13 protein-coding genes are annotated in these 12947 nt (G+C 71.6%); 7 read left to right on the forward strand and 6 right to left on the reverse strand.

Going from position 1 to position 12947, the window contains the following annotated elements:
* The first annotated feature begins 7 nt into the window (after positions 1-7).
* Positions 8-2125, forward strand: coding sequence for a glycogen debranching protein GlgX (gene glgX / locus ACIQI8_RS25900; protein ID WP_402354993.1), 2118 nt, complete (start codon positions 8-10; stop codon positions 2123-2125).
* A gap of 3 nt (positions 2126-2128) precedes the next feature.
* On the opposite strand, the gene ACIQI8_RS25905 is transcribed toward glgX, so the two are convergent.
* Positions 2129-2932: a VOC family protein gene (locus tag ACIQI8_RS25905; protein ID WP_402354995.1), complete on the reverse strand. Its 804-nt coding sequence runs from the start codon at positions 2930-2932 to the stop codon at positions 2129-2131.
* A 194-nt stretch (positions 2933-3126) separates the two neighbouring features.
* Between ACIQI8_RS25905 and ACIQI8_RS25910 the strand changes: the two genes are divergently transcribed.
* Positions 3127-3447 (forward strand): ANTAR domain-containing protein, encoded by a 321-nt coding sequence (locus ACIQI8_RS25910; protein WP_402356009.1) that lies wholly within the window; start codon positions 3127-3129, stop codon positions 3445-3447.
* Positions 3448-3469: 22 nt separating this feature from the next.
* Here the strand turns inward: ACIQI8_RS25910 and ACIQI8_RS25915 are convergent, their stop codons facing one another.
* Positions 3470-4264, reverse strand: a complete 795-nt coding sequence (locus ACIQI8_RS25915; protein WP_402354997.1) for an RNA polymerase sigma factor SigF — start codon at positions 4262-4264, stop codon at positions 3470-3472.
* A gap of 284 nt (positions 4265-4548) precedes the next feature.
* Between ACIQI8_RS25915 and ACIQI8_RS25920 the strand changes: the two genes are divergently transcribed.
* The 4 genes from ACIQI8_RS25920 (at position 4549) to ACIQI8_RS25935 (ending at position 7361) form a co-directional block, all read left to right on the forward strand.
* Positions 4549-4971, forward strand: coding sequence for a MarR family winged helix-turn-helix transcriptional regulator (locus ACIQI8_RS25920; RefSeq protein ID WP_402356012.1), 423 nt, complete (start codon positions 4549-4551; stop codon positions 4969-4971).
* Positions 4968-5828 carry an ABC transporter ATP-binding protein gene (locus ACIQI8_RS25925; RefSeq protein WP_402354999.1) on the forward strand — a complete coding sequence of 287 codons (861 nt, stop codon included), beginning with the start codon at positions 4968-4970 and terminating at the stop codon, positions 5826-5828. Before ACIQI8_RS25920 ends, ACIQI8_RS25925 begins: the two co-directional genes overlap by 4 nt.
* Positions 5788-6648 carry an ABC transporter permease gene (locus tag ACIQI8_RS25930; RefSeq protein ID WP_402355000.1) on the forward strand — a complete coding sequence of 287 codons (861 nt, stop codon included), beginning with the start codon at positions 5788-5790 and terminating at the stop codon, positions 6646-6648. The genes ACIQI8_RS25925 and ACIQI8_RS25930 overlap by 41 nt, the downstream gene beginning before the upstream one ends.
* 191 nt (positions 6649-6839) lie before the next feature.
* On the forward strand, positions 6840-7361 hold the full coding sequence (locus tag ACIQI8_RS25935) for a hypothetical protein (RefSeq protein WP_402355002.1): 522 nt from the start codon (positions 6840-6842) through the stop codon (positions 7359-7361).
* A gap of 20 nt (positions 7362-7381) precedes the next feature.
* Here ACIQI8_RS25935 and ACIQI8_RS25940 read toward each other — a convergent pair whose 3' ends face one another.
* The 3 genes from ACIQI8_RS25940 to ACIQI8_RS25950 all read right to left on the reverse strand — a co-directional run bounded on the left by ACIQI8_RS25940 (position 7382) and on the right by ACIQI8_RS25950 (position 10693).
* Positions 7382-8326: an NADP-dependent oxidoreductase gene (locus ACIQI8_RS25940; RefSeq protein ID WP_402355004.1), complete on the reverse strand. Its 945-nt coding sequence runs from the start codon at positions 8324-8326 to the stop codon at positions 7382-7384.
* 155 nt (positions 8327-8481) lie between these two features.
* Positions 8482-9417, reverse strand: a complete 936-nt coding sequence (gene hemC, locus ACIQI8_RS25945) for a hydroxymethylbilane synthase (RefSeq protein ID WP_402355006.1) — start codon at positions 9415-9417, stop codon at positions 8482-8484.
* A gap of 85 nt (positions 9418-9502) precedes the next feature.
* Positions 9503-10693, reverse strand: coding sequence for an MFS transporter (locus ACIQI8_RS25950; RefSeq protein WP_402356015.1), 1191 nt, complete (start codon positions 10691-10693; stop codon positions 9503-9505).
* A gap of 121 nt (positions 10694-10814) precedes the next feature.
* Between ACIQI8_RS25950 and ACIQI8_RS25955 the strand changes: the two genes are divergently transcribed.
* Positions 10815-11804, forward strand: coding sequence for a DUF5937 family protein (locus ACIQI8_RS25955; RefSeq protein WP_402355008.1), 990 nt, complete (start codon positions 10815-10817; stop codon positions 11802-11804).
* A 28-nt stretch (positions 11805-11832) separates the two neighbouring features.
* On the opposite strand, the gene ACIQI8_RS25960 is transcribed toward ACIQI8_RS25955, so the two are convergent.
* Positions 11833-12744, reverse strand: coding sequence for a trypsin-like serine peptidase (locus ACIQI8_RS25960; RefSeq protein ID WP_402355010.1), 912 nt, complete (start codon positions 12742-12744; stop codon positions 11833-11835).
* Between the last annotated feature and the right edge of the window lie 203 nt (positions 12745-12947).

Consider the following 12947-nt stretch of genomic DNA (forward strand, 5'->3'; position numbering starts at 1 on the left):
GACAGGGGTGCCCGTCTGGAGCGGGCGCCCCTGTCCGTTGGGCGCCGAGTTCGACGGGAAGGGCACCAACTTCGCGCTGTTCAGCGAGGTCGCCGAGCGTGTCGAGCTGGTCCTCGTGGACGACGACGGCATCGAGCGGCGGGTTCCGGTCACCGAGGCCGACGGCTTCGTCTGGCACTGCTATCTGCCCGGTGTCGGCCCGGGCCAGCGCTACGGCTACCGGGTGCACGGCCCCTGGCATCCGGAGTCGGGTCACCGCTGCAATCCGGCGAAGCTCCTCCTGGACCCGTACACGCGAGCGGTGGACGGCCAGATGGACAGCCACGCCTCGCTCTTCGAACGCACGGCGGACGGCCCCTCCCAGGCCGACAGCGCCGGGCACACCATGCTCGGCGTGGTCACCGATCCGGCCTTCGACTGGGGCGACGACCGGCCGCCGAGCCGTCCCTACGCCGAGACGGTGATCTACGAGGCCCACGTCCGCGGCCTCACCCGCACCCACCCGGAGGTCCCCGCCGAACTGCGCGGCACCTACGCCGGTCTGGCGCACCCCGCGGTCGTCGAGCACCTCACCTCGCTCGGCGTGACCGCCGTGGAGCTGATGCCGGTCCACCAGTACGTGCAGGACGGCGTCCTCAAGGACCGCGGTCTGTCCAACTACTGGGGCTACAACACCATCGGCTTCTTCGCCCCGCACAACTCCTATGCCGCCCAGGGCGGTCGGGGCGGTCAGGTCACCGAGTTCAAGTCGATGGTGAAGGCATTGCACGCGGCCGGGCTCGAAGTGATCCTCGACGTCGTCTACAACCACACCGCCGAGGGCAACGAGAAGGGCCCCACGCTCTCCTTCCGCGGCATCGACAACGCCTCGTACTACCGCCTGGTGGACGGCGATTGGGGCCACTACTACGACACCACCGGGACCGGCAACAGCCTGCTGATGCGGCACCCTTACGTGCTCCAGCTGATCATGGACTCGCTGCGGTACTGGGTCACCGAGATGCACGTCGACGGCTTCCGTTTCGACCTCGCGGCCACGCTGGCCCGGCAGTTCCACGAGGTGGACCGGCTCTCCGCGTTCTTCGACCTCATCCAGCAGGACCCGGTCATCAGCCGCGTCAAGCTGATCGCCGAGCCCTGGGACGTGGGCGAGGGCGGCTACCAGGTGGGCAACTTCCCGCAGCTGTGGTCGGAGTGGAACGGCAAGTACCGGGACTCGGTGCGGGACTTCTGGCGCGCCGAACCGCACACGCTCGGCGAGTTCGCCTCCCGGCTCACCGGCTCCTCCGATCTGTACCAGCACAGCCGGCGCCGCCCGCGTGCCAGCGTCAACTTCGTCACCGCGCACGACGGTTTCACCCTGCGCGACCTCGTCTCGTACAACGACAAGCACAACGAGGCCAACGGCGAGGGCAATCAGGACGGTGAGAGCGACAACCGGTCCTGGAACTGCGGCGTCGAGGGCGAGACCGACGACCCGGGCGTCCTCGACCTGCGCGCCCGCCAGCAGCGCAACCTGCTGGCCACCCTGCTCCTCTCACAGGGCATCCCCATGCTCTGCCACGGCGACGAACTGGGCCGCACCCAGCGCGGCAACAACAACGCCTACTGCCAGGACAACGAAGTCTCCTGGCTCGACTGGCGGTTGACCGACGAGCAGCGCGACCTCGCCGACTTCACGCGGTACGTCATCGGCCTGCGCGCCGCCCACCCGGTACTGCGCCGGCGCCGGTTCTTCCGCGGCGAGACCGCCACGCACCCCGATCAGCCACTGCCCGACCTGGTGTGGCTGGCGCCGGACGGGCGCGAGATGACCGAGGAGGACTGGCAGCGGCCCGACGCGCACTCCGTCGGCGTCTTCCTCAACGGCGACGCCATCGCCGAACCGGACCCGACCGGGCGGCCGGTCGTCGACGACTCGTTCCTGCTGCTGCTCAACAGCCATTGGGAGCCGGTCGAGTTCCTGCTGCCCGATGTGAGCTACGGCGAACGCTGGACGACCCTCGTCGACACCGCCGAGGCTCAGGGCGAGCCCGACGAGGCGGAGCACAAGGCGGGAGCGGAGATGACCGTCGAGGCGCGCAGCCTGGTGCTGCTGACCCGGCCCTCCCGCACGGCCGGCTGACGGTCAGCGCTCGCGGCGCGAGGTCACCGTGAACAGCGCGCCGTCGGGGTCGCGCAGCAGGGCCTCGTCGCTCCCCTTGGACAGGACGCTGCCGCCGTGGAGCTCGGCGGCCCGGACGCACGCCCCGACATCCGCGACCACGAAGTGGACCCGCCAGTGGGGCCGGATCGTCGGATCGGGAGCGGACCCCAGGGCACCGGAGTCGATGCGCGCCACGATCGTGTCCTCGCTGCGCAGTACGACCTCGCCGCCCTCGTACTCGACCTCGACGCCGCCGGGCCGCCCGGACGCCCAGTCGAAGACCTCGCCGTAGAAGATGGCCGCGGCGAAGGCATCGCGCGTGTGCAGCCGGATGAAGGTCGGGGCCGCCCGGCGCCACCTCTCCCAGTGCGCGACGAGCTGGCCCTCCCAGACGCCGAAGGTCGCGCCGTCCCGGTCGGCCAGCAGCGCCGCCCGGCCGGTCGTGAAGGAGATCGGTCCGACCGCGGCCGTCCCGCCGCGCTCCTTCACTCTCGCCACCGCCTCGTCCGCGTCCCGCGCGGCGAAGTACGGCGTCCACGCCACCGCCATCTGCCACATGGTCGCGACGGCGGCGACCCCGGCGACGGGCGTGCCGTCCGCCAGCGCGATCCGGAAGCGGTCGCCGAGGCTCGCGGTCCGCCATCGCCAGCCCAGGACGGCTCCGTAGAACCTCTCGGTGGCGTCCAGATCGAAGCTGGTCAGGCTCACCCAGCAGGGGGCGCCGAACACGGAACCGGTGGAGGTGGTCCTCGCTTCGGCGTCGGGGCAGGTCGTGTCGTGGTTCATGGCACTCGCGTCCTGATCTTGTCGACCGGCGGTCACCGGTCCGCTAACAGTGTCCGGCCCAAACAGGTCCGGGCGCCTGCCGAGTACCCCGGCCGAGGGCGTCGAGCCGTGCGCCCGCCGGGTGGCACGCCGCCGGGGGAGTGACGACGATGGGGGAGCGGAACAGTGCCCGAGGCGACCAGGTGGAGGCGACGATGTCCACGGACGGGGATCCGGAGCGCGTCGTCGCGCTGCAGGAGGAGGTCCAGCAGCTCAAGGAGGCCGTCTCCTCGCACGCCGTCGTCGACCAGGCGATCGGGATGATCGTCGCCCTCGGCCGGATCGCACCGGACGAGGGCTGGGAGGTCCTCAAGGAGGTCTCCCAGCACACCAACATCAAGTTGCGCAACGTGGCCGAGCTGATCCTCGTCTGGGGCCGCAGCGGAGCCATGCCCCAGGAGATCCGCGCCGAGCTGGAGGACGCCCTGGACCGGTACGGGCCGGCCCAGATCCCCGGCGCCCCGACCGAGCGGTGAGGTGCCGGGGCGAAGGTCCGGTTCAGCCGGCCTGGGCGAGCACCTCCTCGCGCACCTGCTCGCAGCAGCCGGTCAGCAGGCGCGAGACGTGCATCTGGGAGATGCCCAGTTGCTGGGCGATGCGCTTTTGCGTCATGCCCCGGAAGAAGCGCAGATAGAGGATGGTCCGCTCGCGCTCGGGCAGCGCCCGCAGACACGGCCCCACGGCCACGCGGTCCACGACGATGTCGTAGGCGGGGTCGGGTCCGCCGATCGCGTCGCCCAGGGTGAAGCTGTCGCCGCCGGGTCGCTCCGCGTCCAGCGACAGCGCGGAGTAGCAGTCGATGGCCTCAAGCCCGGTGCGCACCTCGGCCTCGGTCAGTTGTGCCCGCTCGGCGATCTCGGCGACGGACGGGGACCGGCCCGGGATGGTCTGCGTCAGCTCCTTCGCGGCCTTGCGCACCCGATTGCGCAGGTCCTGGACCCGGCGCGGCACGTGCAGCGTCCAGGTGTGGTCGCGGAAGTGGCGCTTGACCTCGCCGGTGATCGTCGGCACCGCGTACGCCTCGAAGACGTGGCCGCGGGCCGGGTCGTAGTGGTCGACGGCCTTGACCAGGCCCAGCGCGGCTACCTGGTAGAGGTCCTCCAGGGACTCGCCGCGGCCCCTGAAGCGGACGGCGATCCGCTCGGCCATGGGCAGCCAGGCCCGGACCAGCTCGTCCCGCAGTGCGCTGCGGTCGGGCCCCTCGGGCAGCCGGGTGAGCCGTGCGAAGGCAGCGGCGGTGTCCGGGGCGTCGTCGTGCGGGTGGGATTTCGTTCTGCTGGTGGTGACACGCATGGCGCGCACTCCCTCAGCCGGTGTGCCGGATGGACGGACACCGTGGGAGGCGCGCACTCGGAGCACCAGGAGGACACCCGGAGCCCTGTCGGGGCTCCCACGGACGTGCCTCCTGTCCGAAGCACTGGAATACGGATTCCCGTATTCCGGGCGTTCGAAACAATTAGGACATTGCGCCGGTGTTCTGGGTACTTGACCGTCCCATGGGTTCATTACCTCTGCTACAGAGGTAATCTTCGGACGTGGAACCAGAAACGGAACCGGAATCCTTCCCGGACGAGTTGATGGACGCCCTCATCGGTGTCCAGCGGCTCCTGCGTCGACGTCTGCGCTCACAGATCGCACCGCAGTTGCGCGGCGCCGAAGTGGAGCTGCTGCGCCTGGTCGTGAACCGGCCCGGCATCGGCATCTCCGACGCGGCCAAGGACCTGCACCTTGCGAGCAACTCGGTGTCGACGCTGGTCAACCAGCTGTCCCGGCAGGGCTATCTGGTCCGCGAGACCGACCCCGCCGACCGGCGAGCCGCCCGCCTGCTGCCGACCCCGGCCGCCCATGCCCGGCTCGACGAGTGGCGCAAACGGCGCGCCGAACTCGTACGCGGCGGGCTGGCCGGCCTCGGCGAGGCGCACCGGGAGGCCCTGCAGGCGGCGATTCCCGCCCTGCGCGCACTGGCCGACAACCTGCACGAGGAGGCCGAGGAGTCATGACACCTGACGCTGCCGACACGCGGCACGACGCCGTGACCTGCACCGCACTGACCTACACCTTCGGCGAGACCAAGGCCGTGGCCGGGCTCGACCTGTCGGTGGGGGAGGGCGAGGTCTTCGGACTGCTCGGCCCCAACGGCGCCGGGAAGACCACAGCGATCAGATGCATCACCACCCTGCTCCCGGTCCCCGCCGGCATGGTCCACGTGTTCGGCAACGACGCGGCCGGGGACCGCATGGCCGTACGCCGGCTGCTGGGATACGTACCGCAGCAGCTGTCCGCCGACGCCGGACTCACCGGCCGCGAGAACGTCGCCCTGTTCGCCCGCGTCTTCGACGTGCCCCGCCGGGAACGCGCCGCGCGCGTCGAACAGGCCCTGACCGCCGTCGACCTCACCGAGGCCGCGGGCCGGCTCGCCAGTACCTACTCCGGCGGCATGGTGCGCCGGCTCGAACTCGCCCAGGCCCTGGTCAGCGCGCCCCGGCTGCTGATCCTCGACGAGCCCACCATCGGCCTCGACCCGATCGCCCGCACCGGAGTGTGGGAGCACATCAACGCCGTACGCGCCGCCACCGGCATGACCGTGCTGGTGACCACCCACTACATGGACGAGGCCGACCAGTACTGCGACCGGGTCGGCCTCATGCACCGCGGCCGGATCCGGGCCCTCGGCACGCCCATCCAGCTCAGGGAGGGACTGGGCGAGCGCCGACATGCCGAGGGCGCGCCCGCCGACGCCCCACTGCCCACCCTGGAGGACGTCTTCCGCGAGGTCGCGGGCAGCGGACTCGACGACCAGTCAGGAGGTTTCCGCGATGTCCGAAGCACCCGCCGCACCGCCAACCGTGTCGGCTGACCGCCTCGACCCCAAGGGCATCAACCTGCTGCTGACCCCGCCCGCGCCGCGCGCCGGCTGGCGGCTGCTGCCCGCCCGGGTCGTGGCGATGTGCGCCGTGGAACTGCAGAAGCTCAGCCACGACCGCACCGAGCTCTACACCCGCGCGGTCCAGCCCGCCCTGTGGCTGCTGATCTTCGGTCAGACCTTCACCCGCATCAAGGCGATCCCCACCCCCGGCATCCCCTACATCGACTACCTGGCACCGGGCATCATCGCCCAGTCCGCGATGTTCATCGCCATCTTCTACGGCATCCAGATCATCTGGGAGCGGGACGCGGGCATCCTCAACAAGCTGCTCGTGACCCCGACTCCGCGCTCGGCACTGATCACCGGCAAGGCCTTCGCGGCCGGCGTGAAATCGCTGATCCAGGCCGTCGTCGTCATCGTCATCGCCGCGATCCTCGGGGTGTCGCTCACCTGGAACCCGCTCAAACTGCTCGGCGTCGGGGCCGTCGTGATCCTCGGATCCGCCTTCTTCTCCTGCCTGTCGATGACCATCGCTGGCATCGTGCTCAGTCGCGACCGCCTGATGGGCTTCGGGCAGGCCATCACCATGCCGCTGTTCTTCGGCTCCAACGCCCTCTACCCCGTATCGGTGATGCCCGGCTGGCTCCAAGTGGTCAGCAAGATCAACCCGTTGAGCTACGAAGTCGACGCCCTGCGCGGGCTGCTGCTCGGCACACCGGCCCATCTCGCCCTCGACTTCGGCGTGCTCGCCGTGGCCGCCGCGCTGGGCATCGCCGCCGCCTCCTCACTGCTCGGCCGACTGGCCCGCTGATCATGGCCGAAGACGTGATGTGCGGCACGCGCCTTCATGCGTGCGCCGGGGCGTGTGTGCCGATTCCTGCTGCGCACGGCTTGATCGCCGATCAAAGGGGGTGAATGGGCTGGCCACAGCGCATTCCGCTCATTTGACAGTGCGCTGAGCACACAGATAGGAAGCAGCTCTCTGAAGTGGAGAGGTGGACCGTGCACGAGCCGAACGTGGTCGGTGACTGGCAGGAGTACGACGAGCACGCCGGTCTGCGTGTCCGCGTCCACCGTCTGGAAGCGGCCGAACCGCCGCGCGGCCGGGACGACGCCGCCGCCGGGCTGACGTACTTCAGCGTCCGCGTGACCGTCGAGAACCGCGGCGACCGGCACTTCGGCATCCACCTGGAGGACGGCCAGATCGACGTGCGCATCGGGCCCGACGGCGAGGCCGCGTTCATCGACTGGCGCAACTCGCAGTTCATCGAGGGCTTCGACGTCTACCCGCTGCGCCGGGCCACCGCCGTGCTCTACGCGGCCGGCCCCGAGGCCTCCCTCAGCCAGGTGGACGTGCAGATCCAGCTGCGGGTCGACGAGGAGTGGGCCGACCGGCGGCTGTGGGCGGGCGCCATCGGCCTGACCGAAGGCTCCGCATGCGCGCACGCGGGCGCCGGACGCGAGGGCCTGGCACACCAGGTGAGCAACTTCCTGCGCGGGCAGGCCGAGGAGGGCACCGCCTGACGCGACGGCCGGAGGCCGGGTCAGGGCAGCAGCACGATCTTGCCGCGACCGCCGCCCTGCTCGCTGAGCCGGTGCGCGGTGGGGGCCTCCGCCAGCGGGAGTGTGGTGCGGACCGGGGCCGACAGGGTGCCCGCCGCGTGCAGCGCGAGTGCCCGGGCCAGACCCGCCACGGCGGTGTCGGTGCTGCCGCCGCTGGTGAAGGTGACTCCGAGCGGGCCCGACTCCTGGGCGGCGGCGATGGTGACCACGCGTTCCGGGCCGCCCACCAGCGCGACCGAGTCCGCCAGGAGGCCGTCGCCGCTGGTGTGCAGCACCGCGGCCACCGGCTCGCCGGCCGCGGCCTCGCGGGCCCGGTCGAAGACGCCGTCCCCGTAACGCACCGGGATCGCGCCCAGCTCCCGTAGCGCCTCCTGGTCCCGTTCCCCCGCCGTGCCGATCACCCGGACGCCGTCCTCGACCGCGAACTGGACGGCCAGCGTGCCGACCGCACCGGCGGCGCCGTGGATCAGCAGGGTCTCGCCCGGCTTCAGGTCCAACAGCCCCAGTCCCCGCACCGCGGTCTCGGCGGCGACCGGCAGTCCCGCCGCCGTCTCCACCGGGAGGTCGGCGGGCCGGGCGGCCAGTGTGGCGGCCTCCGCGACGGCGTACTCGGCGTAGGCCGCGGACGTCAGCCCGACGACTTCGTCGCCGAGCTGCCAGGACTCGACGTCGGGGCCCTTGGCGACGACCGTTCCGGCCGCCTCGAAGCCCGGAACGTACGGGAAGGTCACCGGGAACACACCCTGGAGCATGCCGCTCCGCAGCTTCCAGTCGAGGGCGTTGACGCCCGCGCCGGCGACCCGCAGCAGGACCTGCCCGGGGCCGGGCCGCGGGACGGCCAGGTCGGTGAACCGCAGTTCCTCGGGATCGCCGTACGCGGCGAAGGAGACGGCCTTGGCTTCGGAGGGCACGGTGGGATCGGACATCGTGATCGCCTTCGTCCGGGGAGGGTGAAGTGGCACGCGGGGCGGGGGCTCCGCTCCGAGGACGAGAATTCCACGACACCTTCGCCGGCGACAGTCGAAAGGCTTCCCACGGGACCCCCCCCGGGGTCGCGCCGATCCGGCGCCGGCCCCCGGGGCTAGTGCGGGATGCCGTCGATGATCTCGCGGGCGCCCTGACGCAGCAGGGCCACGGCCACCGACGTGCCCAGGGTCGCCGGGTCGAGGCGGCCCGCCCACTCGTGGGCGTTGAGGCGGGTCTTGCCGTCCGGGGTGAACACGCAGGCCCGCAGGGACAGTTCGCCGCCGTGGTCCACGCGCGCGTAGCCGGCGATGGGGCTGTTGCAGTGTCCCTGGAGGACGTGCAGGAACATCCGCTCCGCCGTGGCCTCCCGGTGCGTGTCCGGGTCGCCCAGTCCGCTGACGGCGTCGATGAGTTCGCTGTCGCCCTCGCGGCACTGCAGCGCCAGGATGCCGGCGCCGATCGGAGGCATCATCGTCTCGGTCGAGAGCACCTCGGTGATCACGTCCTCGCGGCCGATGCGTTCCAGGCCGGCCATCGCGAGGATCGCCGCGTCCGCCTCGCCGTCCGCCAGCTTCGTCAGGCGTCGGTTGGCGTTGCCGCGGAAGGGCACGCACTCCAGATGCGGGTGGGTGGCCAGGAGTTGGGCGACCCGGCGCACCGAGGAGGTGCCGATCCGCGTCCCCTCCGGAAGCTCGTCGAGGGTGAGTCCGCCCGGGTGGATCAAGGCGTCGCGGATGTCGTCGCGCTTCAGGAACGCCGCGAACGTCGTCCCCGCGGGCAACGGTCGGTCCGCGGGCACGTCCTTGACGCAGTGCACCGCGAGATCGGCCTCGCCGGCCAGCAGCGCTGCGTCGACCTCCTTGGTGAACGCCCCCTTGCCCTCCACCTGGGAGAGATCGCCCATCCACTTGTCACCGGTCGTCTTCACCGGCACGACCTCGGTGCGCACACCGGGGTGCAGAGCCGTCAACTCGGCGCGGACACGCTCCACTTGGGCGAGCGCCATGGGCGAGTCGCGGGAGACGATACGGATCAGTTCGGGCACGGACATGCGGCCACGATAGACCTTCGCGCAGGGGCGTCCGCACGGGACGGGACGATTCTCACTCTCCTGCCACCGAGGCGGCGAAGGCCGTCTACTGTGGCTGAGGTTCCGCGGCCGTGGACGCCGCCTCGGACCGCGGCCAGGTCAGGATCGCGAGCGCGCCCACCGTGAGCAGCCCTCCGACCAGGACGGTTCCGCGCACCTCGACCAGCGGGAGCAAGGCGCCGCCGAGGAGGGCGCCCGCGGCCACACCCACGTTGAAAGCGGCCGAGTTGGCCGCCAGCGCGGTCTCCGTGCGGCCCGGCGCGGTGTGGAGCACCTGACTCTGCGTCGCCATGAACACCGGCCCGACCGAGGCGCCGAGCAGCATCAGCAGCATCACGGTCGCCACCTGGCTGCTCCCGCCCGCGTACAGGCCGAGCAGCGCGACCGCCTGCGTCGTCACCGGGACGGTGAGCGTGGCCCGCGGATAGCGGTCGAGCAGCGGCCCGGTCACGGCGACCCCGGCCAGCCCCGCCGCGCCGAACGCGAACAGCACGGCGCTCACCGCGTTCTCGCCGAACCCGCTGACGTCGTCCAGGAAGGCGGCGATGTACGTGAACCCGGCGAAGACTCCGGTGACCGACAGGGCGGTGGTGGCGAGGACGCCGAGGAACCGGCGCCGGTCCGGAGCGGCGCCGTACGCCGCGTGGCTCTCCTGCGGACGGGAGGTCGGCAGCAGGACGGCGACGGCGATCAGCGAGACGAGAGCGAGCGCGCCGAGCACCGCGAACGGCGTCTGCCAGCCGGTCCGTCCGCCCAGCCAGGTCCCGGCCGGCACGCCCAGCACCGTGGCCAGCGACCCGCCGACCGACAGCAACCCGATGACACGGCCGCGCCGTTCGGGCGGGAACAGCCCCACCGCGACCGGGCCCATGATCGCCCAGAACGCGGCCTGGGCCAGCGCCGTCGCCACCCGCGCCGCCAGCAGCACCCCGTACGGGACCGAGCCCAGCGCCGTGCCCCAACTGGCCACCGCCAGCAGCCCCAGCAGTGCGGTCAGGAGGTACCGGCGCGGCACGGACCGGGTGGCGTGGGCGATCGGCAGCGACATCACGGCCACGGTCAGCCCGTACCCGGTGACCAGCGTGCCCACGGCCGTGAGCGACACCTTGAGGTCGTCGGCCATGAGCGAGAGCAGGCCGACGGGAATGTTCTCGGTGGTGTTGAAGGTGAACGCCGCCAGCATCAGGGCCGCGACGAGGGCGCCCCTGCGCCACGCGGCCGGACCTACGCTGCCCATCCAGGTGTCCTCCGGAGTATCCATGGATCGGCACGGTGCCGTAACCAGGGGGCCAGCGTGCTGGGACCCGCGACGGGCTTCTACTGTTTCGATCCGGGCCGAATCGCTCACGGAGGCCGCCTTGCCGCTGACCCTGCACCTGGGTACCGAGGACCTGACGCGGTGCCGGTTCGCGATCTCGCCGCTGTGCCAGACGCACGAGGCGCTGCGCCTGCTGCGTCGCCCGGCCCGGCACGGCTACCACCACGCCTGGCTGCGCCGGGTACGCCGGACACTGGCCGGCCTGGACCTGACGCCGCTGTGGCTGTTCATGCCGCCCGCCGGCGGCTACACCCCGGACTGTCTGGGGCCGCCTCCGGAGGAGCCGTATCCCTCCGTCGAGGACGAGTTGGCCCGGATGCGGGCCAACGATCCCGACCTGGCCCGCTCCGAGATGGCCCGCTCCCTCGCCTGCACGCCGGGTCTCGCCGAGTCACCCCGTGGCCGCGCCGCACTCGACGATCCGGCCGGCACCCTGCGCCGCCTCGCCGACCTCACCGAACTGGCCTGGCACGTCCTGCTCGCCCCCGACTGGCCGCGCCACCGCGCCGTCCTGGAGGCCGACATCGCCCACCGCTCACGCCAGGCCGCCGACGGCGGCCTCGACGCGGTGCTGGCCGGACTGCACTCGGGCATCGAGTGGGCCGACCACACCCTCACCCTGCGCATGACCGGCGACCACGACGAAGCCCAACGGGCCGACGGACGGGGCGTGTTGCTCATGCCGAGCGTGTTCGTCTGGCCGGACGTGGTCAGCGGGTTCGCCCGCCCGTGGCAGCCGACGGTCCTCTACCCAGCCCTCGGCATGGGCCGCCTCCACCAACTCCCGCCGTCCCGCCCGCCCGAGGCACTCGCCCGCCTCCTGGGCCACCAGCGCGCCGCCGTCCTCACCGGCCTCACCACGCCCGCCTCGACCACCGAACTCGCCGACCGGCACGGCCTGGCACCCTCCACGGTCTCGGCCCACCTCACGACCCTGCGCGAGGCGGGCCTGCTCGACTCCCGCCGCCAGGGCTACTACGTCCTGTACGCCCGAACCGCCCTCGGAGACGCTCTGGTCGAGGGGAAGTAACCCCGGCAGAGCCGAGGGGGTCCCCGCGTCAGCTGTTCTGGGCCCGGTCGTACACCTTCTTGGCGAGAGACCCGAAGACCTCACCCTGCATCTCGGTCGGAGTAAGCGAGTCCAGGCCGCTGTTGACCGAGACGAGGATGCCCTTGCCGGTGGTGGCGTCGAAGCCGGCCAGCCACGGGCCGCCGCTGGAACCGCCGGTCAGGTCGCAGGGGATGGCCTGGATGCCGAGCTTCTTCTTCGGCTTGCCGACGCAGTGCAGGAGTTCCTCGCCGAGCTGCGGGTGGGTGGCGGAGTAGCCGAAAGCGGAGATCGGGGCGCCGACGGGCCGGTTGAAGGCGATGGCCTGGCTGCCCACGACGTCGGTCAGCTTGCGTCCGCTCTTGTCGGTGTCGACGACCAGCGTGGCCAGATCGTCGGTGGAGTCCTTCTCCCAGGTGCGCGGGGTCGCGGCGCTGCGGACCGCGAACGTGCCGTACGGCTTCTTGCCCTTGCTGTAGCCCGGGACGAACACCATGGCGGTGTTGGTGTTCATCGGGGAGGAGCCCAGGCGCACGCAGTGGGCCGCGGTCATGACGGTGGAGCGGTTGGCGCTCTTCACCGCCGTGGCCGTGCACCAGGTGTCGTAGCCCCGCGCGTTGACGAAGAAGAGCCGCCCCACGGTCTTGAGCGCGGTGCCCGTCCACGGCTTGGCCTTCGGCCCGGTTGGTCCGAGGTCCACGGACTTCCCGACCGCCTTCATCCGGGCGGGCGTCCAGTAGGCGAGGGCGTCCTTGCGTTCCTTGACGGTGAACTTCAGGACGGAGACGGGGTCGGCAGCGGCCTGGACCGGCACGGCCGTCGCCGGCATCGGTGCGGCGAGGGCGAGGGCCGTACCGGCCACTGCGAGTCCCGTGGCGCGGCCACGAAGACGCCGGACGACGGAAGGGGAGGGCTCGGACATGGCGGGTGTCTCCTCGGTCGGTGCGGGCTGTCGGTTCGCCCTGCTGGTTCGACCTGCCAGAGAGGGGGATCCGGTCGTCCGGTTGGCGCTGTCGATGTTCTGTGACACAGGCGTGTCCCCCACGCGCAGAAAAACCGACGCGCGCCCCGTGGGTCATGGTCACTACGATGTGGGACCAAGACAAACCAGTCGACCGGCCGACG

This window comes from Streptomyces sp. NPDC092369 (assembly GCF_044755245.1).
Taxonomy (GTDB): Bacteria; Actinomycetota; Actinomycetes; order Streptomycetales; family Streptomycetaceae; genus Streptomyces.